The organism is Massilia sp. LMS1-1-1.1, assembly GCF_040815535.1.
In the GTDB taxonomy this organism is placed as follows: Bacteria; Pseudomonadota; Gammaproteobacteria; order Burkholderiales; family Burkholderiaceae_D; genus Janthinobacterium; species Janthinobacterium aestuarii.
Window position 1 is genome coordinate 14040 of record NZ_JBFPNG010000045.1, and the last position, 26486, is coordinate 40525.

Sequence of the window (26486 nt, forward strand, 5' to 3'; positions counted from 1 at the left end):
CTGCAATACCGCGCCGCGCAACTTTAGCCTTACGACCACACATGAATTTCACCTCCATGCGCGAAGCCCTGACTTCGCTCAGCCGCAGCAATGTCGGCGTCGCCAGCGCTGTGCTGTTAAGCATGCTCGCCTCCATCGCCCTGTGGACGGTGTTTCCGAATATCGACGACGAAAACCATTTGCTGGAATGGCTGCAGGCGCTGTTCCTGGCCCTCGCTTGCACCGTGCACGGCGTGCGCGCCTGGCAAGAGACAGACCGCCAGTCCCTGCGCTTCCTCATGCATGCGGGCCTGTGCGCGCTGCTGTTCGGCTTCCTGCTGCGCGAACTCGATATCGACCAGTTCGGCACGGCGCCCTTCTGGGCACAGCTGGAAAAAGCCCTGCGCGTGGTGGAATTGCTGATCCTGATACGCTTGCTGATCTTCTTCGCGCCGCGCGCGCGCAAGGTGTTTGCCCATGCGGGCCTGATTTTCAGCATGCGCATCACCATCCTGACGGCCATCGGCGGCTTGCTGATGGCCGCCGGCTGGCCCTTCGACAAGAAGGTCTTCCATGGCATGCCCGACGCCTACGCGCTGCTGGGCGAGGAAGTCTTCGAACTGGGCGCCTATCTGCTGCTGTTCCTTGCTTCGCTGTCCGACAGCACGGCCGCCGCCCGCATCAGCCTGGCGCCGAAGAAGAAATCGGCTTAACCGCCTTCAAATGAGGATGGCAGCGGCAGCAGCCGCTGCAAGGTAGCGGCCACGCGCAGCAGGCGCGGGTCGTCGTCGTCGGCTTCGTCGCAGGTATCGTTGATACAGAAAAACGGCAAGCTGCCGAAACGCGCCGTCAGCTCCTCAAGCTGCCGCGGCGCCGCCACATCGCCGCTGGCGATATGCAGCGGATCGAGCATGCGCGAGCGTGCGAATCCCTGATGCACCATCCAGCGCGGCACCAGGTCGGGCAGCAATGCCGGCACCTGCCACGAGCGGAACACCGTCGCGCGCACGCCGGCAAACATGGTCGGCGCCAGCCCTTCCAGTGCATGCAGCGCGCTTTTCAGCATGGGCCGCGGCGCATGCGCATACAGGCGCGGTTCATGCAGGTATTCCGCATATTGCGCCGACAGCCATTGCCGCGACAGCGTAGCGCAGTTGACTGGCGCCGCCACGTCGGCGCGCAAGTCCTGCAGATCATCGTGCGGCGCGCTCTCCGTGAAAACACTCAAACGCCCCTCCCCTTCCTCCCCGAACCAGAACGCGGGCTCGAACGGCGCGCCGAAAAATACGTCGTCGTTCAGGTACAGGAAGCGTTCGGACAGGCCCGGAATATGGTGCAGATACGATTCGATATGACCGGAGTCGAACACGGGCAAGGATGCATCGGGCATCAGGCTCGCATGGTCGATCACCGTCAGGCGCGGTGAGGCGCACAGCCAGGCCGGCACTTGCCGGTCCGTCAGCAGGTAGACATGGCCGTGGCCGGGAAAGAAGCGCTCGAGCGCGCGCAGGTTGTAGCGCAGTTCGCCGTTGTCGCGGTAGCGCCCCGCCACGTTGCCGTGCAGGGCCAGCTGTCCCGGATGCGCCTGCGCCCAGGCGGCATAGGCGCGCTGCCGGCGCGCGCGCCAGGCGGGATCGGCGCCGTCTACCCACAGGTAGACGATGTCGATCCCGCTCAAGGGATAGGGCTGGAACCTGGCGCCGCCACGCAGTAATCGGCGATGGCGGCCAGCACGCTGGCGTTCTCGCCCACCGCCTCGACCACCTTCAGGCGCAGTGACGGATGCTGCTGGCGCAGTTCTTCCAGCAGCAGCGGCAAGTCGCGCAGCACATGCCCGCCCTGTCCCAGGAACACGGGCACCACGGTGACGTCCAGGATGGCGCCTGCGGGCAGCTCGGCCAGCAGAGCCGCCACCAGTTCGGGCAGGCGTGGCGTCATCAGTTCCAGGAAGGCCAGGTGCACGCTGCTGCCTGGCATGCGCGCCTGGGTCAGGTCGCGCAGGCGCTCGAAGGGCGCGGCCCACGATGCGGCGCGCGCGCCATGGGCAAACAAGATCAGTGCCTGTTTCACGTTCGTCTCCATCAGTGCCGCTCCACCCACCACAGGGCGCCCAGCGCCAGCAGCAGATACAGGGCACTCGGCGCCACCGCCGTCAGGAAGGCCGGCCAGGTGCTGAGCAGCCCAAGATGCGAGAACAGGGTGTTGACCAGCATGAAGCTCACGCCGATCATGATGCCGATGAAGATCTTCAGGCTGATGCCGCCGCTGCGCGTATGCATGTAGGCGAACGGCAGCGCCAGGGCCATCAGCACGAAAATGGCCAGCGGATCGATCAGCTTTTTCCAGAAGGCGATGCGGAAACGTTCGGTTTCCTGCTTGTTCTCGGCCAGGTGGCGCGTGTACACGGCCAGTTCGCTGGCCGACATGCGCTCGGGATCGGACGCCGACACCGTCAGGATCTTCGGCGTCACTTCCGACATCATGTCCTTGCTGGCGCTTTGCACCGTGCGCACCAGGCTCGTTTCCTGCCCATAGTAGTTCTCCAGCTTCGGCTCGAAGCCGGGCGACGTGGCCGCGCTGTTCGAGAACGAGGTTTCCGTCACATCGGTCAGGCGCCAGATATTATTGCCCTGGTACGTCGCCCCCTTGGCCACGGTCAGGGTGCGCAAGCGCATATCGGTGTCGAATTCATACAGCTTGACGTTTTTCAGCTGGCCGTCCGGACGCGCTTCGCCCACATTGAAAAAGCGCGAGCCGGTGACGGTGCCCGTCAAGCCATCGCTCTTGACCATGTCCTTGGTCCACAGGCCCGAGCGAAACTCGCTCGACACGGCCGCGCCGCGCGAGGTCAGCTTGAGGCGTTCGGCCAGCGGTTCCGTGCGTGGCGTGATCAACTCGCCGAAGATAAAGGTGATGACGACGAAGACGATACCGATGCGGAACAGGAAACCGGCCGCCATCGCCGTCGACATGCTCGATGCGCGCATGATGGTGAATTCGGAACTGGCGGCAAACTGCGCCATCGTGTAGATGGTGCCGATCAGCGCCGCAATCGGCATCACCTCGTACACGTGCCCCGGCACCAGCACCAGCACATACAGGAAGGCATACTGGATGGTGTAGCCGTTGCGACCCACCTTGGGCAGCTCGCCCGTCAGGTCGATGAAGGCTTGCAGTGCCAAAAAGGCCAGCAGCACGAACAGCACCGCCTGGAATATCGAGACCGCAAAATAGCGCTGTAAAATCTTCATTTCGGTACCGCTTTACTTGTATTGCCGGCGCGGCGCGCGCGCTTGAAAGCCGCCAGCAGGACCAGCGGATGATAGCGGTGGTTCACATTCAGGCGCCACGCAAACAGCAGCACCACGGCCAGCGCCGCCAGCAGGTGCAGCGGCCACCAGGCCAGGCCGAAGGTCAGGCGGCCCTGCTTCACGCTCGCTTCGATAACCTTGATCAGGTTGCTGTACGTAAAGAAAATCAGCAGCGCGATAATCAGATTGGCCGAACTGCCGGCGCGCGGATTGACAAAGCCCAGCGGAATGGCCAGCAGGATCAGCATCAGGCCGATCAGGGGCGCGCTGACCCGCCACAGCAATTCGGCCATGGTGAACTGGTTGTTCGCCTCGACCAGCGCCACGGTGCTCATGGCGCGCACGCCCAGGTCAGCGCCCATCTCCTGCTGCTTGCTCTCGATGCGCATGATGTACTGTTCGAATTCCATGGTCTGGAAGTCCGCCTGCGTCGGCACGCCCTGGTAGCGGCGGCCGCTCTTGAGCACGAGGAAGCGTTCGCCCTTGGCGTCGGTATTGATCACGCCTTCCTTGGCGACGACGACGACGGCGCTGCCTTTTTCATCGACGGTATTGACGAAGACGTTCTGCACCACGTTCTTTTCGCCGCTGACGCCCTCGACGAAGAAGATGCGGTTGCTGCCGGCCGATTCGCGGAACTGGCCCGGCGTGACTTTCTGCAGGTCTTCGCGCTTTTCAAAGCGCGCCACATATTCATCGCTTTTCTTTTGCGCCCACGGCGTGGCGTACAGGCTCAGGACGCCCGTGGCCAGCACCAGCGGCAAGCCGAAACTGAGCACGGGCCAGATCCAGCGCGACAGGCTCAGGCCGGAGGCGAACCACACGACCATCTCCGACTCCTTGTAGCTGCGCGTGACGACCATCAGCACCGAAATGAATCCGGTGAGGATGATGATGGTGGGCAGCTGCATCAGGGCGGAAAAAACCATCAGCGACATGACGTCGGACGACGCGATCTTGCCGCCCGCCGCCTTGCCGAGAATACCAATCAGCATCCAGGTGAGCAGGATGCTGAACAAAACTGTGAAGGTGGCCCCGGCGGCACTAGCCAATTCACGTCGAAGGGCGCGTTGAAAGATCATTCGGAGTTTATAATTCGGATCAGTTAGTTGAGTAACACGTTACTAGTAAAATGAAAACGGAGAACCAAATGGACTTTAGCATAAAAGCATTCGATACCAAGAGCACCCTCGGCACGGCCAAAAGCGGATGCATCGCGGTTGCGGTATTCGAAAACAAAAAACTGTCGCCAGCGGCAAAATCGCTGGACAGCAAAGGTGCGATTTCCGCTGCGCTGAAGTCCGGCGACATCAGCGGCAAGCCTGGCAGCACCTTGCTGCTGCGCGCAGTCGATGGCGTCGCCGCCGAACGTGTTCTGTTGGTAGGCATGGGCAGCGATGACACTGTCAGCGAAAAAAGCTTCACAACCGGCGTACAAGCCGCACTGAAGGCCTTCGGCTCGCTGGGCGCTGCGGACGCCATTATCGCACTACCGCTGGCTGAAGTGAAAGAGCGCGACGTAAATTGGGCAATCCGTTGTGTGGTGCAAGCCGCCCACGACAGCGAATACCGCTGCGACTCGCAAAAAAGCAAAAAAGATCCGGCGCCGGCAGGCGTGCGCAAGATCGTCCTGGCAGCGCCAGCGACAAGCGCCACACGCGGCGCGCTGGCGCAAGCCATCGCCATCGCCAACGGTTCCGACCTGACGCGCAACCTGGGCGACCTGCCTGCGAACATCGCCAACCCGACCTACCTGGCCAACACGGCCAAGCAGCTGGCCAAGGATTACAAGTTCGAAGTCGAAGTACTGGACCGCAAACAGCTCGAAGCGCTGAAGATGGGCAGCTTCCTGTCCGTCACCAACGGCAGCGAGCAGCCGCCGAAATTCATCGTCCTGAAGCACATGGGCGGCAAGGCCAAGGATGCGCCGGTCGTCCTGGTCGGCAAGGGCATCACCTTCGACACGGGCGGCATTTCGATCAAGGCCGGTCCTGGCATGGATGAAATGAAGTACGACATGTGCGGCGCCGCCTCGGTGCTGGGCACCTTCCGCGCCATCGGCGAAATGAACCTGAAGCTGAACGTCATCGGCGTCATCGCCGCGTGCGAAAACATGCCATCGGGCCGCGCCACCAAGCCGGGCGACATCGTCACCTCCATGAACGGCCTGACCATCGAAGTGCTGAACACGGATGCCGAAGGCCGCCTGGTGCTGTGCGACGCGCTGACCTACGCCGAACGCTTCAAGCCGGCAGCCGTCGTCGATATCGCCACCCTGACGGGCGCTTGCGTCGTGGCCCTGGGCCACCACAACAGCGGCCTGTTTACACGCAGCGATGCGGCGCATGACCAGCTGGCCAATGAACTGCTGGCAGCGGGCAAGCAGTCGAGCGACACGGCATGGCGCATGCCGATCGAAGAGGCGTACAACGAGCAGCTGAAGTCGAACTTCGCCGACCTGGCCAACATCGGCACGCCAGGCGGCGGTTCGGTGACGGCAGCGGCCTTCCTGGAAAACTTCACCAAGAAGTACACCTGGGCACATCTGGACATCGCCGGCACGGCATGGAAATCGGGCGGCGCAAAAGGCGCGACCGGCCGTCCAGTACCACTCTTGACGACGTTCCTGATCAACCGGGTCTAAGTTGACGCCTTGCCGGCAGCGCCCTGCGCTACCGGCGTCGCGAAGCAGCCGCCATGGTCACTGACCCTGGCGGCTTTTTTTCGTGTGTATTAATCAGTAGACGACGGGATTGGGCAACGGCGATGGCGCCACCTTGGGCTGCACCACCTTTTCCGGCACGGCGGCCGGCGGCGCTGGAATCGGCGCGGGCGGCGGCGCCAAACGCGCCGGGTCTTGCATGACGATGGTCAGAATCGACGGGTAGTCGAAGCCGGCGCCCGTGTTGCGGTCGACGAAATAGCCGACGCCCAGGGTCAGGATGACATTGCCCCAGACGCTGCCATTGAGCTTGGGATCGATATGGTCGTCCGTCGCGATGGCGGGAGAGCCATGCTTGCGGCAATCGACCTTCAACGGTTCCTGGCTCTTGCGGATGGTGATGCGTCCAGGCGTGGTGACGAACCACTTGCCCACGTCATTGCTGAGGATGCAGCCGGCACCGGTCAGCTCGCGGTTGTCCTGGATGGTTTGCACCAGCACCATCTGCTCGGTGTTGCCCGTCAGGGTGGCGCAGCCGCCCAGGCCAAACAGCAGCAGCGTCCTGGCGGCAAGGGCTGCAGACGATGGGACGCGCATGGGTAGCTCGCTTAACGGACGGGAATCGGCTGGCCGCCGGGCACGGCGACGGCGGTGACGCTGTTTTTCGGACTGCCCTCGATCAGGCGGTCGGAATACACGAGGTAGACAAGCGCATTGCGCTTGCTGTCGACCATGCGCACGACGCGCACGTGCTTGAAGAAGATCGAGGCACGCTCGGTAAACACTTCTTCCTGGCGCGGCAGCTTGCCCTTGAATTGCAGCGGCCCCACCTGGCGGCAGGCCACGGACGCATCGGCCTTGTCTTCGGCCAGGCCGACGGCGCCCTTCAGCCCCCCGGTCTTGGCGCGCGACAGATAGCAGCTGACGCCGGCGACGCGCGGATCGTCATATGCTTCGACGACGATCTTGTGGTCTGGGCCGATCAGCTTGAACACCGTGTCGACCGAACCGATGGTTTCGGCCTGTGCCGCGGCGCAGGCAAAGCCCAGCACCAAAGCGGCAGGCAGCAATTTACGCATGAAGAAAATCCCGGGCACGCACGCAGGCGGCCATCAGTTGATGGGAGCGAAACGCTGGACCATGACGCCTTCGACTTCGATCAGTTGAAAAAACACGTCTTTCGGCCGGGTCCAGATGGAACCGTCCTCGGCGCGATAGACGATCATCGGCGTCAGATCCGCTTCCAGCGTGGCTTCGCACACCAGTTCGTAAATGCCGCCCTTGTAGTGCCGATAACGCATCGCCGTCCCCTCAAGCCGTTGAATCTTCGCTCTTGTCGTCGGCCAGCGCCTTCTGCTTCTGCTTCAGGCCCTGGATCACTTTCAGTATGCCTTCCATGCCGGCCGCGCCATCGGCGCCACTGAAGGCGTCGAGCACTTCATTGAGCACCTTGTTGCGCACGGTCGCTTCATCGGAGGACATTTCCAGCGCGCGCTGGGCTTTCGCCGCCTTTTCGGCCGCGCTCACGCGCGGCTTGGCAGCCGTCTTGCCATGCGTCAGAGCTGCCTGCCAGATAACCCAGCGGCGCTGGGTCTCGAAAATCAGGTACTCATCCGGTTTGTCTTCTCTTCGCCGCACAATGTGGCCGTCACGCTGCGCCCACGCTTCAAATGCAGTTCGCATTTTCTTCCTTTGCAAATGCTACGCGCAAGTCTCACTATTAAAACTGCAACATTTCAAAATAGTACCATCTATTGATGTCGCAAAACAGTCTCATAGATACAGTACTGCAATTTATATAACAAGTCTGGCGGCGCCCGGGATGGAATTGACACTCCATCCCCGGCACAGTGGTCATGTAATCGGAATAGCAATTACAACTAATTACAACTGCTTCCTGTTCGGTTCTTAACTGGGCTGTAACAAAGCCGTATGACACAGTTGTTACATTGTGCCATTTTAGTAGTTTTTATCGCGTTTTAGCGAGAAACTTTACACCTTTGTCGCGCTAAATGGCGAGACGCAGCCTGCCGCGCCAGCCACTTATGCGAAATCAAACATAGGGGTTGATCAATGATACACAAAAACATAATATTCATGCGCCACGATTGGTTAAATACAAATACTTTATTGGCACCCCTTTTTTCCTGCCAGTAAATAAAGCTTATGCCCGGCAAGCGCGACAGGACGCCATCGACACGCATGCGGTAAGATTCGCGCCTATCGCCACCTATTCAAGCAAGGATTTTTCCCATGAAACTCGCCACCTGGAACGTCAACTCGCTCAAAGTGCGCCTGCCGCAAGTGCTGCAATGGCTGGCCGACAACCCGGTCGACATACTGTGCCTGCAAGAGACCAAGCTCACGGATGACAAGTTCCCCGTCGCAGAGATCGAGGCGGCCGGCTATCAGGTGGTCTTCAGCGGCCAGAAAACCTACAACGGCGTGGCCATCCTGTCGAAGCTGCCGATCACCGACGTGATCAAGAACAACCCCCGCTATGAAGATGCGCAGCAGCGCATCCTGGCCGCCACCATTGGCGGCGTGCGCGTCGTCTGCGCCTACGTGCCGAACGGCCAGAGCGTCGACTCGGACAAATACGAATACAAGCTGGGCTGGCTGTCCGCCCTGCACGACTGGCTGGCCGAAGAAGCGCTGCAGCACCCGCAGCTGGCCGTCGTCGGCGACTACAATATCGCGCCCGACGACCGCGACGTGCACGATCCCGTCGCCTGGGCCGGCCAGGTACTGGTCTCGGACAAGGAACGCGCCGCCCTGCAGCGCCTGTTCGACATCGGCCTGACGGACGCCTTCCGCCTGTTCGAGCAGGCGGACAAATCGTTCAGCTGGTGGGATTACCGCCAGCTGGGCTTCCGCCTGAACAAGGGCCTGCGCATCGACCACATCCTGCTCTCGCCCGCCCTGGCCGGCCGCTGCAAGGCTTGCGTGATCGACCGCGTGCCCCGCAAGTGGGAACAGCCGTCCGACCATGCGCCAGTCGTTGCCACTATCGACTGACCGATACGGGCATCATCGACAGGGGACCACTTGCAACTGGCAACAGCCGTCCGACCATGCACCCGTCATCGCGACGATCGACTAAGCAGGAAGACGCTCCAGCAGCGATTGCGCATTCGCTGCCGGTACCGGCGCGGAAAACAGATAACCCTGCGCATAGCGGCAGCCGTTCGCCTGCAGCAGCGCGAACTGTTCTTCCGTTTCCACGCCTTCGGCCACGGCCGACAATTGCAGGCTGTCGGCCAGCGCGATGATGGCCGCCACGATGGCGCGGTCTTCCGCGCTGTGCTCGAGGTCCTTGATGAAGGCGCGGTCGATCTTGACCTTCTTCACGGGGAAGCGCTTCAGGTAAGCGAGGCTGGAATAGCCGGTGCCGAAATCGTCGATCGACAGGCGCAGGCCCATGCCATTGATCTGCCGCAGAATCTCCAGCGTATGCTCGCCGTGCTGCATCAGCGCCGTCTCGGTGATCTCGAATTCCAGCAGCGACGGATCGATGCCCGTATCCCGCACCACGGCGCCAATCGCCGCCACCAGGCCCTTGTGCATGAACTGGCGCGGCGACAGATTCACCGCCAGCGGCACCGGCTGCAAGCCCTGGCGCTGCCAGGCCATGCTTTGCTCGCAGGCCTGGCGCATCACCCATTCGCCCACCGGCACGATCAAGCCGTTTTCCTCCATGATGGGAATGAAGCGGTCCGGCAGCACCAGGCCGTGGCCGGGACGGCGCCAGCGCAGCAGCACTTCCATGCCGTGCAGGCGGCGCGTGGCGATATCGATGATCGGCTGGTAAACCAGTTCGAACTGCTGCAGCGCCAGCGCCGTGCGCAAGCTGCTTTCCAGATCAAAATGCAGGGCCGCCGCCTGGTTCATCGTCTGCGTGAAGAACTGGTAGTTGTTGCGGCCATTGCCCTTGGCGTGGTACATGGCCGCATCGGCATGGCGCATCAGGGCGTCGACGTCGCCGCCATCGTCCGGATACACGCAGATGCCGATCGATGGCGTCACGTGCAGCACATGGCCGTCGAGCGGAAAGGCGGGCGTGAGCGCCTCGATAATTTTCTCGGCCACGCGCGCCGCTTCGTCGCCGCTGCGGATGCCAGGCACCAGCACGACGAATTCGTCGCCGCCCAGGCGCGCCACCGTGTCGCTGGCGCGCACGGCGCCGCACAGCCGGGCGGCTACTTCCTTGAGCAGCAAATCGCCCGTCATGTGGCCGAGCGAATCGTTGATCGTCTTGAAGCGATCGAGGTCGATGAACATCACGGCCAGCTTGCGCCCCGAGCGCTGCGAGGCCAGCATGGCCCGTTCCAGCCGGTCCGACAGCAGCGCGCGGTTCGGCAAGCCCGTCAGGTTGTCGTGGTAGGCCATGTGGTGCACGCGCGCCTCGGCCTGGCGCCGCTCGGCGATTTCGCCCTGCAGCAGCAGGTTGGCGCCGGCCAGTTCGGCCGTGCGTTCCTGCACGCGCAGTTCCAGTTCGTCGCGCGCGCGGCGCACCGCCTCGGCCGCCTCGCGGCGCGCCGTCACGTCATCGACCAGCCACACGGAACGGCCATGCGCATGCGCCAGGTCGAACGGCCGGCCCGACAGGCGCGCCCAGAAGCGGCTGCCATCCTTGCGCACCAGCTGGTATTCCGACATGTGTACCCTGCCCGCCTCGAAATCGCGCGCCGTCTCGCCGCGCGCCACCTTCCACGCGGCCACGTCCGGATACAGGGCCCGCACGGACAGGCCGTTGATCTCGCCAGGCCCATAGCCGAACAGCTCTTCCATCTTGCTGTTGGCGCGCAAATTGTAGCCGCCCTCTATCACCGAAATACCCAGCACGGCGCTGTCGAGGATGGCCTGGTTTTCCAGCAGCGCGTTGCGCAGGGATTCTTCGGCGCGCTTGGCTTCCGTGCGGTCCTCGATGATCCAGATGGTGCCGGCGGCCGGGTCGTCCGGGTTGACGACATAGGCGATCAGCTGCGCCCACAGCGTGCTGCCGTCGCGGCGCATCATCTCCACTTCCGTCTGGAACGGCTTGCCGACGGACAGGAAGGGAAACGCGGCCGCACCCAATAAATCGTACGATTGCTGCGACACGTACAGCGCGCGCCCGGGCAAGCCCAGCGCCTCGTCGCCGCTGTAGCCGAACATCGCGGCAAAGCCCAGGTTGTAGCGCGTGATCTGGCGGTTCTTGGTGTACAGGATGCTGACCGAGGCATTCGTCATGATGGCCGCCACTTCCATCTGCGCCTGGCGGCTGGCCGTGATGTCTTCGAGGATCCAGATGGCGCCTTGCTCGCTGTGCGTCTGGTCGACGGCCTTGGCGCGGATGCGGCACCAGAACAGGCTGCCGTCGCGGCGGCGGAACAGCGATTCGTCCTGCTCGTAAGGCAAGCCCTGTCCCAGCAGCGGCGTGGCCTGCACGCCGAATGCCTCGTAGGCGGCGGGCGAGGGAAACAGCTCGGTGGCGGGCAGGCCGATCATCTCGTCCTGCGTGTAGCCGAACATTTCGGCGAAGCGGGGATTGCAGCGCAGGATCAGGCGCGAACGCGAAAACAGGATGCCGACGGAGGCGTTGTCGAGGATGGCCTGCTGCTCGAGCATCAGCTGGCGCGTCGCCTCCTCGGCCGCCTTTTGCGCGCTGCGGTCATCGAACAGCCAGATCGTGTCGCGCAGCGCGCGGTCGGGCTGGTTTTCCGGGTTCAGCACATAGCCGTAGGCCAGCGCCCAGAAGGTCGAACCGTCGCGGCGGCGCATCTCCATCTCGCCCTGGAACGGCAGGCCGCGCCGCAGCAGGGGCGCGGCCTGCCGCACGACGTTCTCGTACGCCGCGCGCGACGGATACAGGTCGGCGACGGCCAGGCCCACGCCGCTGTCGCCATCGAAGCCGAAGCATTCGGCGAAGCGCCGGTTGTAGCGCAGCACGCCCTTGTCGCGCTGGAAGCCGATGGCCAGCGGCGCGTTGTCCATCACGGCCTGCATTTCCAGCATGGCGCGGCGCAGCTGGTCTTCATCGCGCCGGTGGTCGCTGATATCTTCGATGATCCAGACCGTGCCGTCATGCGTATTGAGGGGATCGACGGCGCGCCCGTGCAAACGGCTCCAGAACAAGCTGCCATCCTGGCGCCGCAATTCCAGCTCCGTGCGGTATGGTTTGCCCTTCGAGAGCAGCGGCGCCGCTTCCAGTCCCAGGGCCCGGCAATGCTCGGCGGAGCGGTACAGCACCGCGCCCGGCATGCCCGTCAGCTGATGGCGCGCATAGCCGAGCATCTCGGCAGCGCGGATATTGCACTCCTCGATGAAGCCGCCCTTGGAAAAGATGATGCCGACGGCCGCGCTTTCCAGGATGGCCTGCTGCTCGAGCATGGTCTTGCGCAAGGCTTGCTGGTCGCGCTGCTGCACGCGGATGTCGGCAAACACGAGGGTCGCGCCCGGCAAGCCGTCGTCCACCAGCAGCGGCCTCGACCAGACCTGCACGGCGATGGCGCCCGATACCCCTTGCAAGCTGCTGTCCCACTGCCGCTCGCGCCCGGCCGCACCGAGCGCGCCGCGCAGCATGCTGGTACTCGATGCGCGGTAGGCGTCCGTAAAACAGTCGGCCAGCAGCCGGCCCGCTATATCCCTGCCCAGCAAGGATTGCAACGCGCCATTCGCCGCCACCACCATGCCGCAGGCATCGCAGGCGCAAGCCGGCAAGGCGATCAACTGCAAGGCATCGGCGATGAAATCGGGACTGGTCGGTACGCGGTTCATGGACACCATGGGACGGTTAAGGACGAGATAAACATGTGCCTGGGCAAGAATTCTCTCAAGCATCATGGTGCTGCTAGATCATAAACCAGTTTCTCGGGGTTTTTTCATATTCCTCATTGGCAATATCTGAAACGCCACAGACCACTTGCAACACGTTCGTTGCAACCCCGTTGCATGGCAAGAAAATGAAACAAATCGTTTAGAATAAAGCATGCGCCGCCCTCTCCAACCTCCGCTCGACCACCGCGACAAACCCGTCATCTGGACCGTCTCCGTCTCGCGGCTGTTCGACCTGTTCCGCGACATCACGCTCGAGTACGACGACCTGGCGACGATCGAACCGATCAACCTGGGCTTCGACGACGCCGTGCGCCATATCCGCGAACGCATGGCCACGGAGCGCTGCGACGCCGTCATCGCGGCCGGCTCGAACGGCGCCTACCTGAAAGGCCGGCTGTCGGTGCCCGTCATCATCGCCAAGGCCAGCGGCTACGACGTGATGCAGGCGCTGGCGCGCGCGCGGCGCATCTCGCCGCACATCGGCGTCGTCACCTACCAGGACCCGATGCCGGAACTGGCCGAATTTGCCGCCACCTTCGGCTTCCAGATCGCGCAGCGCACCTATGCCACCGAGGAAGACGCGCGCGCGCAGATCAATGAACTAAAGGCGGCCGGTGTGAAAGCCGTCGTCGGCGCGGGCCTCGTCACCGATCTGGCCGAGGAAGCCGGGCTGGACGCCGTCTTCGTGTATTCGGCCACGGCCATCCGGCGCGCCTTCGACGACGCGCTGGAACTGGCGCGCCTGACCCAGATCGAATCGACGCGGGGACGCCGCGCGGTGGTCGCCGACACCCTGCGCGCGCGCCACGGCCTGCACGATTTGCGCGGCGAATCGGAAGCGATGGAAGCGCTGCGCCAGTCGGTGGTGCTGTTTGCGCGCTCGCCGGCGACGGTGCTGATTCAGGGCGAGACGGGCAGCGGCAAGGAACTGGTGGCGCAGGCCATCCACCGCGAAAGCCCGCGCAGCCTGGGCGCCAACCGGCCCTTCATCGCCATCAACTGCGGCGCCATCGCCGAGTCATTGCTGGAATCGGAACTGTTCGGCCACGAGGACGGGGCCTTCACGGGCGCGCGCCGGGGCGGCCATGCGGGCCTGTTCGAAGCGGCCAACCACGGCACCCTGTTCCTCGACGAAATCGGCGAAATGCCGCTGGCCCTGCAAACGCGCCTGCTGCGCGTGCTGGAAGAGCGCGAAGTGGTGCGCGTGGGCGGCACGCGGCCCGTCGCCATCAATGTGCGCATCATCAGCGCCACGCACTGCGACCTGGAGCAGCGCATCCGCGAAGGCCGCTTCCGCGCCGACCTGTTCTACCGCCTGGCCGTGCTGCGCCTGCATTTGCCCGCCCTGCGCGAACGCGCCAGCGACATTCCCGGCCTGGCGGAATGGTCGCTGAAAAACGCGCTGGCCGCGCTGGGCGCCCGTCCGCACCCCAATCTGCACGCGGAAGTCCAGGCTTGCGCGCCGCTGCTGCGCCGCTACGACTGGCCCGGCAACGTGCGCGAACTGCGCAACCTGGCCGAGCGCCTGGCCCTGTTCCTGGCCGCCGAACCGCTGCAGGCGCTGACGCCCGCCTTCGTGCTGGGCGTGGCGCCAGAACTGGCCAACGCTGCAGGCACACCGGCGCTGCCTCCAGCGCCTGCCGCCACCGTGCCGCCTCGCCAGGAAGACGAAAGCGCCAGCGCAGTGCTGGCGCGCTTCGGCGGACGCCGCGACGCCGCCGCCCACTACCTCGGCATCAGCCGCACCACGCTGTGGCGCCGCCTGCGCGCCGGCTGATTTTTCAACCATTCCCTACTCACCATGGACGACTGGCCCCACCTGCACGAGTTATGGCAACGCTGCACGGGACATGGTGGCGCGAGCGGCAACCAGGGACTCGCGCGCGACCACCGGGACATCAAGGCGCTGTATGCGCGCGGCATTTCCATGGAAGACGCCATGCAGTTCCTGTTCCAGCAACGCCCTACCCTGGAAGCTTTCCAGGCGTGGCTGGCTGGCCGCACGCGCATCCGTCCGGCGCACGCCGCCAGCCCCCACCAGGACGTGCTGTCCGCCGCCGACCTGCGCCATTTCGAGGAGCACGGCTATCTGGTGCTGCGCGGCGCCGTGCCGCGCGCGCAGTGTGCAGCTGCCCGGGCGGCCATCTGGGACTACCTGGGCGCCAGCCCCGATGATCCGGCATCGTGGTACCGGCCGCACCCGGGCAAGCGGGGCCTGATGCTGCAATTTTCCGACCATCGGGCCCTCGAGGAAAACCGCCATAGCGCGCACATCCGCCACGCCTGCCAGCAGCTATATGACACCAGCGCCGGTACCAGCACCGGCATCTACGCCAGCATCGACAAGGTGAGTTTCAATCCGCCGGAAACGCCGCAGCACAGCTTTCCTGGCAGTGCCCTGCACTGGGACGTCAGCCTGCAACAGCCGGTACCGTTCAAGCTGCAAGGCATGCTGTACCTGAGCGACTGTCCCGCGCAGCATGGCGCCTTTCACTGCGTGCCCGGCTTCCAGCACCACATGGCCGACTGGCTGCGGCAAGTGCCGCCGGGCCGCCAGCCGCGCGAATGGGCCGTCGACAACTTGCGGCCCGTGCCCGTCGACGGTATGGCCGGCGATTTCATCATCTGGCACCAGGCCCTGCCCCATTGCGCCACGCCCAACCGCGGCCCGGCGCCGCGCATGGTGCAATACCTGACCTACCTCCCCGACCATTGCCAGGACCAGCATGTGTGGATATGAACCACTCATCCCGCCCTGCCGCCGTTCATCCCGCGGCGCTGGCTGCCGGCCCCCTGCGCCGCTAGCATGGTCGTCAAGGAGGAGTACCCCATGAAACGAACACTGCAAACATGTATCCTGCTCGCCGGCGTGCTGCTGGCGGGCGCCAGCCAGGCCGCCGCGCCTGCAGCCTTCACGGTCGACGTCACGGGCCAGGGCCGCCCATTGATCCTGATTCCCGGCCTGGCGTCGTCGGGCGAAGTCTGGCAAGGCACGGTGGCGCGCCTGTGCGGCCCGCAAGCCGCACGTCAATGCCACGTGCTGACACTGGCCGGCTTTGCCGGCGTGGCGCCCATCGCAGGCGACCTGCTGGCGCAGGCGGAACAACAGCTGGCCGATTACATCGTGGCGAAAAAACTGGACCAGCCGGCCATCATCGGGCATAGCCTGGGCGGCTTCCTGGCCCTGAAAATGGCCATCGACCATCCGCGGCAGACGGGCAAGCTGCTGATCGTCGACTCGCTGCCGGCGCTGGGCGCGACGCAGCTGCCCTCCATCACGCCGCAGCAGCTGCAAGCCATGGCGACGCAGATGCAGTCGGCCATGCGCGCGCAGGATGGCGCCACCTACGCCGCCAGCCAGCGCCGCACGGTAAGCAGCATGGCCAGCGCGCCGGCCGACGTGGAACGCATCATCGGCTGGGGCCAGCGCTCGGACCGTGAAACCGTCATCAACGCCATGGGCACCTTGATGGCCAGCGACCTGCGCCAGGACGTGGCGAAAATAAAATCGCCGACCCTGGTGCTGGGCACCTGGATCGCCTACAAGGATTACGCACCGCGCACCGCCATCGAAGCGACCTTCCAGCAGCAGTATGCACAGCTGCCCGGCGTGCAGATCGCGCTGGCCGACACGGCGCGCCACTTCATCATGTACGACCAGCCGGACTGGATGGTTGCGCGCATCGAACAGTTCCTGGACTAAGCGGTGAACGCACCCTTGCACCGGCCGCCGCTGCTGGCCAGGATCAACTGGTACTGGACCTTCCAGCTGGCTGGCTGGGGTGCGCTCGCCCTATTCAACAGCGTGTATGGCGGCTCCTCGCAGCTTCGCATCGTCGTGGCGATTGCCTGCTGGGGCTCGCTGGGCGGGCTGCTGCTGTCGCACCTGTGGCATGGCTTACTGCAGCGGCGCGGCTGGGCGGCGAGCGGTCTGCGCTGGACACGCATCGTGCCGTCGCTGATCGTGCTGGCCGCCATCCAGACGGCCAGCGTGACGGCCGCCTTCCACGTCATGTATCCGCCCGATGTCCTGCGCGGCCTGGCCTGGCTGCCCGGCGCGCTGCTGTTCTGGTTCGGGGTATTTTTGACCTGGACGGTGTTTTACTTCACGGCGCTGTCGCTGCGCCGCGCCGCCCACCTGGAAGCGGAAACCCTGCGCCTGCAGCTGCATGGGCGGGAAGCGGAACTGCGCGCCTTGCAGGCGCAAGTCAATCCGCATTTCTTCTTCAACAGCCTCAATAGCGTGCGCGCGCTGATCTTCGAAGATCGCGACGCGGCCGCGCACATGATCGACCAGCTGGCAGGCCTGATGCGCCACGCCCTGCAGTCCGGCCAGCATGCCACCGTGCCGCTGGCGGCCGAACTGGACGCCGTGCGCGCCTACCTGGCCATCGAGCAGATACGCTTCGAAGAGCACCTGCGCGTCAGCTTCGCGATCGAGATCAGCGCGCCCACCCTGGAACACGTGCGCGTGCCGCCCATGGCCGTGCAAACGCTGGTGGAAAACGCCGTCAAATACGGCGTTGAAGCGAGCGCCGATGGCGGCGACATCCGCATTGCGGCGCAGCGCGGCGCCGGCGTGGACATGCTGCAGATCGAGGTGGCCAACACGGGAGAACTGCGCGGCGCGTCCGGCTCCACCGGCATCGGCTTGCGCAATGCGCGCCAGCGCTTGCAGCTGGCTTGCGGCGAGCGCGCCAGCCTGGCCTTGCGCCAGCAAGCAGGCTGGGTGTACGCCACCATCGACCTGCCGGAGCCGCCATGAACGGATCGCCGCTGAAGGTGCTGCTGGTCGATGACGAGCGCCTGGCGCGCGCCGAGCTGCGCCGGCTGCTGGCGCCGCATGTGCAGCACGGCGCCGTGGAGATCGTCGGCGAGGCGGCCAGCGCGGCCGATGCCCTCGCGCAGATCGGCAAGCTGCGCCCCGACCTGCTGCTGCTCGACGTGCAGATGCCGGGCGGCTCCGGTTTCGACCTGCTGGCCGCGCTCGATGAGGCGCCCGACGTCATCTTTTGCACGGCCTTCGACCAGTACGCGCTGCAGGCGTTCGAAGTGAGCGCCCTCGACTACCTGCAAAAACCCGTGCAGGCGGCGCGCCTGGCCACGGCGCTGGCGCGCGCTGGCGCGCGGGCGCAAGCCGTGCCGCCGCCCGCGCCGCGCAAGGTCTTCATCAAGGATGGGGAACGCTGCTGGTTTGTCGCGTTTGACGATATCCGCCTGCTGGAATCGGAAGGCAACTACACGCGCGTGCATTTCGGCGCACAGCGTCCGCTGATGCTGCGCACCCTGAACCAGCTGGAAGAAAAGCTCGATCCCGCCCTGTTCCTGCGCGCCAACCGGCGCCAGATCGTCAACCTGGCGCAGGTGGCGCAGCTTGCGCCGAACGCCGCCGATGGCCTAGCCCTGCACCTGCAGGACGGCAGCGTGGTCGAGGTGTCGCGCCGCCGCGCGCAGCAGTTCAAGGCCGCCTGCGGCCTGTAGCCGCCTTACTTCAGCGCGGGGATAGGCTGCGCCTGGAAGGCGGGGCGCGGCTGCTCCTTGAGCTTTTTCGCCAGCATGTCGAGCGCCACTTCCAGCTGGCGGTCGGCGCCATTGAAGGTGGCGTGCGGCGGGTTTTCCACCTCCACGTCCGGCACCACGCCCACGCCTTCGATCAGCCACTGGCCGTCGATACCGAACTGGCCATTTTCCGCCACGCGCGCCATGCCGTTGTCGGCCAGGCGCGTATTGTCGCTGAGCCAGACGCCGGCGCCGGCCGTGCGCTTGCCCACCAGCGGCGCCAGTTTCAATGCCTTGATGCCGGCCGCGAAGGTCTCGCCGTCGGAATATGTGAGTTCATCGACCAGCACCACCAGGTGGCCGCGGAAAGTGTTCTGCATGTTCGACGATGGCTGCACGCCAGGCGGCGCCCAGTAAGCCCAGGCCTTGCGCAGCAGTTTTTCAATGATCCAGCTGTCGATATTGCCGCCGTTATTGCGCCGCACGTCGATGATCAAGCCTTCGCGGTTGATGTTGGCGTAAAAATCGCGCGCGAACGAGGCGATGTCATTGGCGCCCATGGCGCGCAAATGCAGGTAGCCGATGCGTCCCTGCGAGGCGGCGGCCACCTGCTCGGCGCGGCTCAATTCCCAGTCGCCATAGCGCAGCGCCGTCTGCTTCGCCATGTTGACGGGCGTGACGATGACCGCGCGCAGCGCACCCTTGTTCCGTTTGACTTGCAGCAGCACCTGCTTGTCTGCCTGGTTCAACAGCAGGTCGCTGATGTCGCGCGCGGCCAGCACGTCCTTGCCGTTGACGGCCGTGATCACGTCGCCCACCTTCACATCCACATCGGGGCGCGACAGCGGTGCGCGCGCCGACGGCAATTCCGCTTCGCTGCGGTAGACATGCTCGACCCGGTAGCCCTCGCTGGTGCGCGCCAGCACGGCGCCCAGGCCCGCCGGCGTGCCTTCCTGCTCCGTGCGGCGCAATTCGCCGGGACGGATCTGCGAATGCAGGGCGCCCACTTCGGCCACCATCATGCCCAGTACGTCATTGAGCTCGGCGCGGTCCGTGACCCGCTCGACCAGCGGCGCATATTTGTCGCGCGCCGCCTTCCAGTTCACGCCCCGCATCTTCGCGTCATACAGGAAGTCGCGGTGCAAACGCCAGGCATCGTTGAACATCTGCTTCCATTCCAGGCGCGGATTCGACACAAACGTCCAGTCGTCAACCTTGACCTTGGCTTTCGACAGGTCGGCCGGCAGCTTGGCGCCCGCCTCGATCACCAGCATCTCGCCCGGCCCAGTAGCCGCTGCTGTCCTGTAGTACAAATGTTTTTTATCCTGCGCCAGGTCGAATTCGCGCACATTGGCCACCAGCAGTTCCGGCTTGGAGCCGGTATTGCCAATCGCTAAGGTCTTCAGGCTGGACTTGTTCTCGCCGCTGTCGCGCTCGAGGAAATACAGGCGTTTGTCGTCGGCGGCCAGCGCGCTGTAGTTGCCCGCCGCCAGCGGCACTTCGTATAAACGCTCGGCCAGGCCCTGGTTGACGATGGCCGGCAAGGTGGCAGGCGCCTTTTTCACGGCCGACTTGCCGCCGGCCTTTTCCAATGCCTTTTCCGCCGCCTGTTCGGCCACCTTTTCATCGTCCGTCTCGGGCGGCTTGACGCCAGGACGGCTCAGCTCATCGTCGGCCTGGAACGGGAAACGGTTACCCGGCTGCAGCGCCAGCGCATACACGCCGACGCGCTTGTCGAACACGGGACCCATGTTGCGGTCGCCCCACGGCGAGCCGTTGGCCAGCTGGAAATTGCGCGCCGACAGGAAGTACAACCACTTGCCATCAGGCGAAAACACGGGCGAACCGGACGTGTAGCGGTCGCTGGTGACGAACTGCAGCTGTTTCGATGCAAGGTTATACAGGCCGATCTGCTCGCGCTGCTCGTTGCTGGCCACGCGCACGATGGCCAGGTTGCGGCTGTCGGGCGACCATTGCACTTCGTCGTGCTTGTCCACGCCCGCCTTGCCCGCGTCGTCGATCAACTGGTTGCCCCTGGTCGCCAGGTCCAGCAGCCAGAAGCGGCCCTTCTTGTCCGTGTGGGCCAGCCAGCGCCCGTCCGGCGACGGATACAGTTTCCAGCGGTGGTTGTCGCCCTGCGTCGTCAGCTGCTCGCCCTTGCCCGAGCCATCGGCGGCGTATTTCCAGATTTCATTCTCTCCGCTCGTGTCGACGATGGCGAAGACGGATTTCTCGTCACTGGAAAAGACGGCGTCGCGCGCCCTTGCCCCGTCCGGAATGGCGATGTCGACACGGCGCAAGCTGCCCGTGCCGGCGATGCTGACCTTGCCGCGCGCCGTCAGGATGATGCGCTCATCCTTGCCCGACAGCTGCACGTTGGAGAGAGTGTCGAGCGGCGAACGGATCTGGCGCGCGCGCTGCTGGTCGAAGTCGGACACGAGATTGATCGGCAATGGCGGCGAGTCCGTGCCTGCCGCCATGTCCAGCACGTGCAAATCGGCGCCCAATTGATACACGATCTTGCCATCGCCCAGCTGCGCATTGCGCACATCCCACTGCGTATGGGTCGTCAAGGCGCGGCGGTCGGAGCCGTCGGGCAGCATGCTCCACAGATTGTCGCTGCCGCCCTCGTCGCTGATGTAATAGACGCGGCCCTGCCACCACATGGGGCGCTTGTTGTTGCCAGCCGACACGGCAGGCTCCGTATGCATGCGCACGGCCTCGCCCTTGCCATCGAGCTCATAGCGCCACAGGGTGGCATGCGCGCCGCCCCGGTAATTGCGCACATTGTCGTTGGTCATGGCCAGGCCGAAACGCGTGAAGAACAGCGTCTTGCCAGAGTCGTCGAGCACGGCGTCGTTGGCGTCGGCCACGGGAAATACGCGCCGCGTCTGTTTTACGGGGTCGATGGCGGCGACGATGCGGCGCGAGGCGGGACCATCCGTATTTTGCGTGCTGACCAGCACCTCGCCCTGCGCCGTCCAGCCCAGCACCAGCACGCCGCCATTGTCATACGAAATGCGGCGCGGCAAGCCGCCTGCCAACGGCATCACATACGCTTCCTGCGCCCCTTCGTAGGCGGCGGAAAACGCCAGCCACTGGCCGTCGCGCGAAATCGCCGCGTTCGTTTCATAGCCGGGATGCGTGGTCAGGCGCTGCGCCGCGCCGCCGCGCAGATTGCTTTTCCACAAATCGCCTTCGGCCGTGAAGACGACGGTGTCGCCGCGCACGGCGGGAAAACGGAAATAGCTGCCGGCAGGCGCGGCAGCAGCGTCAGCCAGCAGGCCGGCGGACAACAGGAGCAAGGCAAGAGTGCGGGAAATTTTCATGTGGGCATCCAGATAGCGGTCAGGGCGATGAGACGGCATGGACATCATGTCGATACCGGTCAGCAATTCTGGCATAACTGAGGCCAAAGAAAACCTTCTTTATTGCCCACAAAGACGTAAAAAAACCCGCGCCACTTGCGTGGGCGGGTTTTTCGACAAGAGCAGAAACGCTCTGAACGCCGAACAAAACCGTAGCGAGCGGCAGCGAGTTACGGCCGAGACGCGGAACTGTGCAAGAGCACAGTGAGCATCGGAGGCCGCAAATCGCGACGCGCAGTAGGTTTGGTTCGGTGTTCTTATTCCACTTCCACCGTTTCCGGTGCAGCCGTCGGCGCCGCGTCCGGCGGTTCCGGGAATTCCAGCAAGACCTGGTCCTTGTCGTCGAGGTCGACGGTGACACGTCCACCGGTGACCAGGCGGCCGAACAGCAGCTCGTCGGCCAGGGCCTTGCGGATCATGTCCTGGATCAAGCGCGCCATCGGCCGCGCGCCCATCAGCGGATCGAAGCCTTTCTTACCGAGGAAAGCACGCAGCTTCTCGGTAAACACGGCTTCGACCTTTTTCTCGTGCAACTGCTCTTCCAGCTGCATGAGGAACTTGTCGACCACGCGCAGGATGATTTCCTGGTCCAGCGCGCGGAAACTGATGGTCGCATCGATACGGTTGCGGAACTCCGGCGTAAACATGCGCTTGATGTCGGCCATCTCGTCGCCAGCCTGCTTCGAATTCGTGAAGCCGATCGACGTCTTTTGCAAGCTTTCCGCGCCCGCATTGGTCGTCATGATGATGATCACGTTGCGAAAATCGGCTTTGCGGCCATTGTTGTCCGTCAAGGTACCGTGGTCCATCACTTGCAGCAGGATATTGAAAATGTCCGGATGGGCTTTTTCAATTTCATCGAGCAGCAAGACCGCATGCGGCTTCTTGGTGATCGCTTCCGTCAGCAGGCCGCCCTGGTCGAAACCGACGTAGCCCGGCGGCGCGCCGATCAGGCGGCTGACGGCGTGGCGTTCCATGTATTCCGACATGTCGAAACGGATCAGCTCGATACCGAGGATGAAGGCCAGTTGCTTGGCCACCTCGGTCTTGCCGACGCCGGTCGGACCGGAGAACAGGAAGGAGCCGATCGGCTTGTCCGTCTTGCCCAGGCCGGCACGGGCCATCTTGATGGCCGAAGCCAGCGCGTCGATGGCGGGATCTTGCCCGAACACGACATTGCGCAAGTCGCGGTCGATCGTTTGCAGCTTGCTGCGGTCGTCCTGGTTGACCGTTTGCGGCGGAATGCGCGCGATCTTGGCGATGATGTCCTCGATTTCGGCCTTGCCGATGGTTTTCTTTTGCTTCGACTTCGGCAAGATGCGCTGCGCCGCGCCCGCTTCATCGATGACGTCGATCGCCTTGTCGGGCAGATGGCGGTCGTTGATGAAGCGCGCCGCCAGTTCGGCCGCCGTCGACAGGGCCGAGGCCGAGTATTTCACGCCATGGTGCTCTTCGAAGCGCGATTTGAGGCCGCGCAAGATTTGCACGGTTTGCTCGACGGTCGGCTCGTTGACGTCCACTTTCTGGAAGCGGCGGGAGAGCGCATGGTCTTTCTCGAACACGCCGCGGAATTCCGTGTACGTGGTCGCGCCGATGCACTTCAGCTGGCCATTCGCCAGTGCCGGTTTCAGCAGGTTGGACGCGTCCAGGGTGCCGCCCGACGCCGAGCCCGCACCGATGATGGTGTGGATCTCGTCGATGAACAGGATGCCGTTCGGATTGTCCTTCAACTGCTTCAGCACGGCTTTCAGGCGCTGCTCGAAGTCGCCGCGGTATTTGGTACCGGCCAGCAAGGCGCCCATGTCCAGCGAATACACGACGGCATTCTGCAGGATTTCCGGCACGTCGCTTTGCGTGATGCGGTAAGCCAAGCCTTCGGCGATGGCCGTCTTGCCCACGCCCGCCTCGCCGACGAGCAGCGGATTGTTCTTGCGGCGGCGGCACAGGATCTGGATCACGCGGTCGACTTCTTCCTCGCGGCCGATCAGCGGATCGATCTTGCCTTCGGCAGCGGCCTTGTTCAGGTTTTGCGTGAACTGGTCGAGCGGGCTTTCCTTCGGCTGGCCATCGACGGGCGCTTCTTCCACGCCTTCGGAGGCTTTCGCGCTTTCCGTCGACTGGTCCTTGCGCACGCCATGCGAGATGAAATTGACCACGTCCAGACGCGTCACGCCCTGCTGGTGCAGGTAGTAAACAGCATGCGAATCCTTTTCGCCGAAGATGGCCACGAGCACATTGGCGCCCGTGACTTCCTTCTTGCCGTTCGAGGCGGACTGGACGTGCATGATGGCGCGCTGAATCACGCGCTGGAAACCAAGCGTCGGCTGGGTGTCGACTTCGCCCGTGCCAGGCACGGTCGGCGTGTTATCGCCGATGAAATTGGTGAGGGTCTTGCGCAGGTCTTCTATATTGACCGCGCAGGCACGCAACACCTCGGCAGCGGAGGGATTGTCCAGCAGTGCCAGCAGTAAATGCTCAACCGTGATGAATTCGTGCCGTGCCTGCCGAGCTTCGACAAACGCCATGTGCAAACTTACTTCTAATTCCTGCGCAATCATACTTCCTCCATCACGCACTGCAGGGGATGCCCCGCCTTGCGCGCATGCGTTAAAACGAACTCCACTTTGGTACACGCTATATCTTTAGAGAACACGCCGCACACTCCTTTGCCGTAGCGGTGAACACTGAGCATGATTTGCGTCGCCGTTTCACGGTCCTTGTTGAAATACTCCTGAATGATGGCCACCACGAATTCCATCGGGGTGTAGTCGTCATTGAGCAAGGCCACCTGGTAGAGCGGTGGCGGCTTCAGCACTTGCCGCTCCAGCAGGGTTTCTGTGTCGTGCTTGGTTGCCATACGCTTATTCTAATGCTTTCACAGTGGTTGTCATGCGCAATATCTACGCCTTTCCAATTGTTTTCAATCTTACGCGTTTTCTTAATAGTGCGCAGATGGCGACCTTGCCGCCAAAATCAAGAGTTGCTTTTTTGGTTGCCGTGAAGAATTTGGCAATATCGATGGAAAAGCGCTTGACTTCATTATTTATTCCGCCAACAATGCTGTATCGACTGTTGCAGTAATGTACAGCTTGATAAGAAGTGAGACGTCGAGGAGGGGGCAAGAAGCTTCTTGCTTTTATGGCTCGTGTGATTTGTTTTAATTTTGAAAGTTCTTTTTATGGCAACAGGTACAGTTAAGTGGTTCAATGATTCCAAAGGTTTTGGCTTCATCACTCCAGATGATGGCGGCGAAGATTTGTTTGCTCATTTCTCCGCAATCAACATGAACGGTTTCAAGACCCTCAAAGAAGGTCAAAAAGTTCAATTCGAAGTCACGCAAGGCCCTAAAGGCAAGCAAGCTTCCAACATCCAAGCAGCCTAAGCATCGCCGGCCCTCAGATGTGAAAAACCCCGTTTCCTTGAAGCGGGGTTTTTTTTCGCCTGCAGGGTGCGCGGCACCCTGCCCTCCAGTTACATGTGCTCAATCATCACGTCGCCGAAACCGGAGCACGACACTTGCGTCGCGCCTTCCATCAGGCGGGCGAAATCGTAGGTGACGCGCTTCGAGGCGATCGACTTTTGCATCGAGGAAATGATCAGGTCGGCCGCTTCCAGCCAGCCCATATGGCGCAGCATCATTTCCGCCGACAAGATCAGCGAACCGGGATTCACGTAATCCTTGCCCGCATACTTCGGCGCCGTGCCGTGCGTCGCTTCGAACATGGCGACGGAGTCGGACAGGTTGGCGCCCGGCGCGATGCCGATGCCGCCCACTTGTGCCGCCAGCGCGTCGGAAATGTAATCGCCGTTCAGATTCAGGGTGGCGATGACGCTGTATTCGGCCGGACGCAGCAAAATCTGTTGCAGGAACGCGTCAGCGATGGAATCCTTGACGATGATGTCGCGGCCCGTCTTCGGATTCTTGAACTTGCACCATGGACCGCCATCGATCAGCTCGGCGCCGAATTCCTTTTGCGCCAGCGCATACGCCCAGTCGCGGAAGCCGCCTTCCGTGTACTTCATGATGTTACCTTTGTGCACGATCGTCACCGATGGCTTGTCATTGTCGATCGCGTACTGGATGGCCTTGCGCACGAGGCGCTCCGTGCCTTCGATGGAGACGGGCTTGATGCCCAGACCCGACGTGGCCGGGAAGCGGATCTTGGTCACGCCCATTTCATTGACGAGGAAATCCATCAATTTCTTGGCTTCTGGCGAGCCTTGCTGGTATTCGATGCCGGCATAGATATCTTCCGAGTTTTCGCGGAAAATCACCATGTCCGTCTTTTCCGGCTCTTTCACGGGCGACGGCACGCCCGTGAAGTAGCGCACGGGGCGCAGGCAGACGTACAGATCGAGCTGCTGGCGCAAGGCCACGTTCAGCGAGCGGATGCCGCCACCGACGGGTGTCGTCAACGGGCCCTTGATGGATACCACGTAATCTTTGAGTACTTCCAGTGTTTCTTCCGGCAGCCACACATCGGGGCCGTACACATTCGTCGATTTTTCGCCTGCGTAGATTTCCATCCAGCTGATCTTGCGCGCGCCACCGTAGGCCTTGGCCACGGCAGCGTCGATCACCTTGATCATGACCGGGCTGATATCGATGCCCGTGCCATCGCCTTCAATGAAGGGAACGATGGGATTATCTGGTACATTCAGCGAAAAATCGGCGTTGACGGTGATTTTTTGGCCGTCAGCAGGTACAGTGATATGTTGATACATCGTGATCTCCGAAGTGGGACACACCGCTGGCGGGCAACACAGGCCGGCGACGCGCTCTGCGGTTGCAGAGTTTACAAAAACAAGTCCGAACAGGGCGGCAACAACGCACTTTAGCAGGGAAAG

At 63.2% G+C, this 26486-nt stretch carries 22 protein-coding genes; 9 read left to right on the forward strand and 13 right to left on the reverse strand.

All coding sequences use genetic code 11. The annotated features are described in order from the left end of the window. Nucleotides 1-41: 41 nt before the first annotated feature. On the forward strand, nucleotides 42-692 hold the full coding sequence (locus tag MRBLMS1_RS22020) for a hypothetical protein (RefSeq protein ID WP_485881915.1): 651 nt from the start codon (nucleotides 42-44) through the stop codon (nucleotides 690-692). Here MRBLMS1_RS22020 and MRBLMS1_RS22025 read toward each other — a convergent pair. Genes MRBLMS1_RS22025 through lptF form a run of 4 tightly spaced genes read right to left on the reverse strand, consistent with a single transcriptional unit; the run spans nucleotide 689 to nucleotide 4372 of the window. Further along, nucleotides 689-1657, reverse strand: coding sequence for a Stealth CR1 domain-containing protein (locus MRBLMS1_RS22025; RefSeq protein WP_485881917.1), 969 nt, complete (start codon nucleotides 1655-1657; stop codon nucleotides 689-691). The two genes, MRBLMS1_RS22020 and MRBLMS1_RS22025, sit on opposite strands and share 4 nt — an antisense overlap. Next, the gene (locus MRBLMS1_RS22030) at nucleotides 1654-2061 is read right to left on the reverse strand and encodes a sirohydrochlorin chelatase (protein WP_485881919.1); all 408 of its coding nucleotides are present in this window, start codon (nucleotides 2059-2061) and stop codon (nucleotides 1654-1656) included. The genes MRBLMS1_RS22025 and MRBLMS1_RS22030 overlap by 4 nt, the downstream gene beginning before the upstream one ends. Continuing rightward, on the reverse strand, nucleotides 2061-3230 hold the full coding sequence (gene lptG, locus MRBLMS1_RS22035; protein ID WP_128140143.1) for an LPS export ABC transporter permease LptG: 1170 nt from the start codon (nucleotides 3228-3230) through the stop codon (nucleotides 2061-2063). Before lptG ends, MRBLMS1_RS22030 begins: the two co-directional genes overlap by 1 nt. Beyond that, nucleotides 3227-4372, reverse strand: a complete 1146-nt coding sequence (gene lptF / locus MRBLMS1_RS22040; RefSeq protein WP_139092717.1) for an LPS export ABC transporter permease LptF — start codon at nucleotides 4370-4372, stop codon at nucleotides 3227-3229. The genes lptG and lptF overlap by 4 nt, the downstream gene beginning before the upstream one ends. Nucleotides 4373-4440: 68 nt before the next feature. On the opposite strand from lptF, the gene MRBLMS1_RS22045 reads away from it, so the two are divergent. Beyond that, nucleotides 4441-5934, forward strand: a complete 1494-nt coding sequence (locus tag MRBLMS1_RS22045) for a leucyl aminopeptidase (RefSeq protein WP_128140145.1) — start codon at nucleotides 4441-4443, stop codon at nucleotides 5932-5934. Nucleotides 5935-6027: 93 nt separating this feature from the next. Here MRBLMS1_RS22045 and MRBLMS1_RS22050 read toward each other — a convergent pair whose 3' ends face one another. From MRBLMS1_RS22050 to MRBLMS1_RS22065, 4 genes are read right to left on the reverse strand one after another with little or no spacing between them, the layout of a single operon-like run. Further along, nucleotides 6028-6549, reverse strand: a complete 522-nt coding sequence (locus MRBLMS1_RS22050; protein ID WP_485881922.1) for a hypothetical protein — start codon at nucleotides 6547-6549, stop codon at nucleotides 6028-6030. Between the two features lie 11 nt (nucleotides 6550-6560). After that, complete coding sequence (locus MRBLMS1_RS22055; protein WP_485881924.1) at nucleotides 6561-7031, reverse strand: CreA family protein; 471 nt, start codon at nucleotides 7029-7031, stop codon at nucleotides 6561-6563. Nucleotides 7032-7064: 33 nt separating this feature from the next. Then, nucleotides 7065-7253: a DUF1653 domain-containing protein gene (locus tag MRBLMS1_RS22060; protein WP_034751545.1), complete on the reverse strand. Its 189-nt coding sequence runs from the start codon at nucleotides 7251-7253 to the stop codon at nucleotides 7065-7067. A gap of 10 nt (nucleotides 7254-7263) precedes the next feature. Then, nucleotides 7264-7635: a phiTE_015 family protein gene (locus MRBLMS1_RS22065; RefSeq protein ID WP_034751548.1), complete on the reverse strand. Its 372-nt coding sequence runs from the start codon at nucleotides 7633-7635 to the stop codon at nucleotides 7264-7266. Between the two features lie 570 nt (nucleotides 7636-8205). Here MRBLMS1_RS22065 and xth point away from each other — a divergent pair. Further along, complete coding sequence (xth, locus tag MRBLMS1_RS22070) at nucleotides 8206-8970, forward strand: exodeoxyribonuclease III (protein ID WP_128140147.1); 765 nt, start codon at nucleotides 8206-8208, stop codon at nucleotides 8968-8970. 81 nt (nucleotides 8971-9051) lie between these two features. Here xth and MRBLMS1_RS22075 read toward each other — a convergent pair whose 3' ends face one another. Next, complete coding sequence (locus MRBLMS1_RS22075; RefSeq protein ID WP_485881927.1) at nucleotides 9052-12711, reverse strand: sensor domain-containing protein; 3660 nt, start codon at nucleotides 12709-12711, stop codon at nucleotides 9052-9054. A 211-nt stretch (nucleotides 12712-12922) separates the two neighbouring features. Here MRBLMS1_RS22075 and prpR point away from each other — a divergent pair, with 211 nt between their 5' ends. The 5 genes from prpR to MRBLMS1_RS22100 all read left to right on the forward strand — a co-directional run bounded on the left by prpR (nucleotide 12923) and on the right by MRBLMS1_RS22100 (nucleotide 18252). Further along, nucleotides 12923-14548, forward strand: coding sequence for a propionate catabolism operon regulatory protein PrpR (gene prpR / locus MRBLMS1_RS22080; protein WP_485881929.1), 1626 nt, complete (start codon nucleotides 12923-12925; stop codon nucleotides 14546-14548). A 24-nt stretch (nucleotides 14549-14572) separates the two neighbouring features. Continuing rightward, nucleotides 14573-15511, forward strand: a complete 939-nt coding sequence (locus MRBLMS1_RS22085; RefSeq protein WP_485881931.1) for a phytanoyl-CoA dioxygenase family protein — start codon at nucleotides 14573-14575, stop codon at nucleotides 15509-15511. 90 nt (nucleotides 15512-15601) lie between these two features. Continuing rightward, nucleotides 15602-16474 carry an alpha/beta fold hydrolase gene (locus MRBLMS1_RS22090; RefSeq protein WP_485881933.1) on the forward strand — a complete coding sequence of 291 codons (873 nt, stop codon included), beginning with the start codon at nucleotides 15602-15604 and terminating at the stop codon, nucleotides 16472-16474. Nucleotides 16475-16477: 3 nt separating this feature from the next. After that, nucleotides 16478-17536 carry a sensor histidine kinase gene (locus tag MRBLMS1_RS22095; protein WP_485881935.1) on the forward strand — a complete coding sequence of 353 codons (1059 nt, stop codon included), beginning with the start codon at nucleotides 16478-16480 and terminating at the stop codon, nucleotides 17534-17536. Further along, the gene (locus MRBLMS1_RS22100; protein WP_485881937.1) at nucleotides 17533-18252 is read left to right on the forward strand and encodes a LytR/AlgR family response regulator transcription factor; all 720 of its coding nucleotides are present in this window, start codon (nucleotides 17533-17535) and stop codon (nucleotides 18250-18252) included. Before MRBLMS1_RS22095 ends, MRBLMS1_RS22100 begins: the two co-directional genes overlap by 4 nt. A 5-nt stretch (nucleotides 18253-18257) precedes the next feature. On the opposite strand, the gene MRBLMS1_RS22105 is transcribed toward MRBLMS1_RS22100, so the two are convergent. From MRBLMS1_RS22105 to clpS, 3 genes are all read right to left on the reverse strand, one after another. Beyond that, nucleotides 18258-21599, reverse strand: coding sequence for a S41 family peptidase (locus MRBLMS1_RS22105; protein ID WP_485881939.1), 3342 nt, complete (start codon nucleotides 21597-21599; stop codon nucleotides 18258-18260). 296 nt (nucleotides 21600-21895) lie between these two features. Beyond that, nucleotides 21896-24196 carry an ATP-dependent Clp protease ATP-binding subunit ClpA gene (gene clpA / locus MRBLMS1_RS22110; protein ID WP_034751575.1) on the reverse strand — a complete coding sequence of 767 codons (2301 nt, stop codon included), beginning with the start codon at nucleotides 24194-24196 and terminating at the stop codon, nucleotides 21896-21898. Further along, nucleotides 24193-24495 carry an ATP-dependent Clp protease adapter ClpS gene (clpS, locus tag MRBLMS1_RS22115; RefSeq protein ID WP_034751577.1) on the reverse strand — a complete coding sequence of 101 codons (303 nt, stop codon included), beginning with the start codon at nucleotides 24493-24495 and terminating at the stop codon, nucleotides 24193-24195. The genes clpA and clpS overlap by 4 nt, the downstream gene beginning before the upstream one ends. Nucleotides 24496-24816: 321 nt before the next feature. Here clpS and cspE point away from each other — a divergent pair, with 321 nt between their 5' ends. Then, nucleotides 24817-25020: a transcription antiterminator/RNA stability regulator CspE gene (gene cspE / locus MRBLMS1_RS22120; protein WP_010395943.1), complete on the forward strand. Its 204-nt coding sequence runs from the start codon at nucleotides 24817-24819 to the stop codon at nucleotides 25018-25020. Nucleotides 25021-25109: 89 nt separating this feature from the next. Here cspE and icd read toward each other — a convergent pair whose 3' ends face one another. Then, a complete protein-coding gene (gene icd / locus MRBLMS1_RS22125) occupies nucleotides 25110-26363 on the reverse strand; it encodes an NADP-dependent isocitrate dehydrogenase (protein ID WP_070303844.1) in 1254 nt (417 codons plus the stop codon). Between the last annotated feature and the right edge of the window lie 123 nt (nucleotides 26364-26486).

Excerpts from the sequence above, each read along its gene's own strand:
- MRBLMS1_RS22020 (WP_485881915.1), top strand. The coding sequence starts at position 42 with ATGAATTTCACCTCCATGCGCGAAGCCCTGACTTCGCTCAGCCGCAGC.
- MRBLMS1_RS22030 (WP_485881919.1), bottom strand. The coding sequence starts at position 2,061 with ATGGAGACGAACGTGAAACAGGCACTGATCTTGTTTGCCCATGGCGCG.
- lptG (WP_128140143.1), bottom strand. The coding sequence starts at position 3,230 with ATGAAGATTTTACAGCGCTATTTTGCGGTCTCGATATTCCAGGCGGTG.
- lptF (WP_139092717.1), bottom strand. The coding sequence starts at position 4,372 with ATGATCTTTCAACGCGCCCTTCGACGTGAATTGGCTAGTGCCGCCGGG.
- MRBLMS1_RS22045 (WP_128140145.1), top strand. The coding sequence starts at position 4,441 with ATGGACTTTAGCATAAAAGCATTCGATACCAAGAGCACCCTCGGCACG.
- MRBLMS1_RS22050 (WP_485881922.1), bottom strand. The coding sequence starts at position 6,549 with ATGCGCGTCCCATCGTCTGCAGCCCTTGCCGCCAGGACGCTGCTGCTG.
- MRBLMS1_RS22055 (WP_485881924.1), bottom strand. The coding sequence starts at position 7,031 with ATGCGTAAATTGCTGCCTGCCGCTTTGGTGCTGGGCTTTGCCTGCGCC.
- MRBLMS1_RS22060 (WP_034751545.1), bottom strand. The coding sequence starts at position 7,253 with ATGCGTTATCGGCACTACAAGGGCGGCATTTACGAACTGGTGTGCGAA.
- MRBLMS1_RS22065 (WP_034751548.1), bottom strand. The coding sequence starts at position 7,635 with ATGCGAACTGCATTTGAAGCGTGGGCGCAGCGTGACGGCCACATTGTG.
- xth (WP_128140147.1), top strand. The coding sequence starts at position 8,206 with ATGAAACTCGCCACCTGGAACGTCAACTCGCTCAAAGTGCGCCTGCCG.
- MRBLMS1_RS22075 (WP_485881927.1), bottom strand. The coding sequence starts at position 12,711 with ATGAACCGCGTACCGACCAGTCCCGATTTCATCGCCGATGCCTTGCAG.
- prpR (WP_485881929.1), top strand. The coding sequence starts at position 12,923 with ATGCGCCGCCCTCTCCAACCTCCGCTCGACCACCGCGACAAACCCGTC.
- MRBLMS1_RS22085 (WP_485881931.1), top strand. The coding sequence starts at position 14,573 with ATGGACGACTGGCCCCACCTGCACGAGTTATGGCAACGCTGCACGGGA.
- MRBLMS1_RS22090 (WP_485881933.1), top strand. The coding sequence starts at position 15,602 with ATGAAACGAACACTGCAAACATGTATCCTGCTCGCCGGCGTGCTGCTG.
- MRBLMS1_RS22100 (WP_485881937.1), top strand. The coding sequence starts at position 17,533 with ATGAACGGATCGCCGCTGAAGGTGCTGCTGGTCGATGACGAGCGCCTG.
- MRBLMS1_RS22105 (WP_485881939.1), bottom strand. The coding sequence starts at position 21,599 with ATGAAAATTTCCCGCACTCTTGCCTTGCTCCTGTTGTCCGCCGGCCTG.
- clpA (WP_034751575.1), bottom strand. The coding sequence starts at position 24,196 with ATGATTGCGCAGGAATTAGAAGTAAGTTTGCACATGGCGTTTGTCGAA.
- clpS (WP_034751577.1), bottom strand. The coding sequence starts at position 24,495 with ATGGCAACCAAGCACGACACAGAAACCCTGCTGGAGCGGCAAGTGCTG.
- cspE (WP_010395943.1), top strand. The coding sequence starts at position 24,817 with ATGGCAACAGGTACAGTTAAGTGGTTCAATGATTCCAAAGGTTTTGGC.
- icd (WP_070303844.1), bottom strand. The coding sequence starts at position 26,363 with ATGTATCAACATATCACTGTACCTGCTGACGGCCAAAAAATCACCGTC.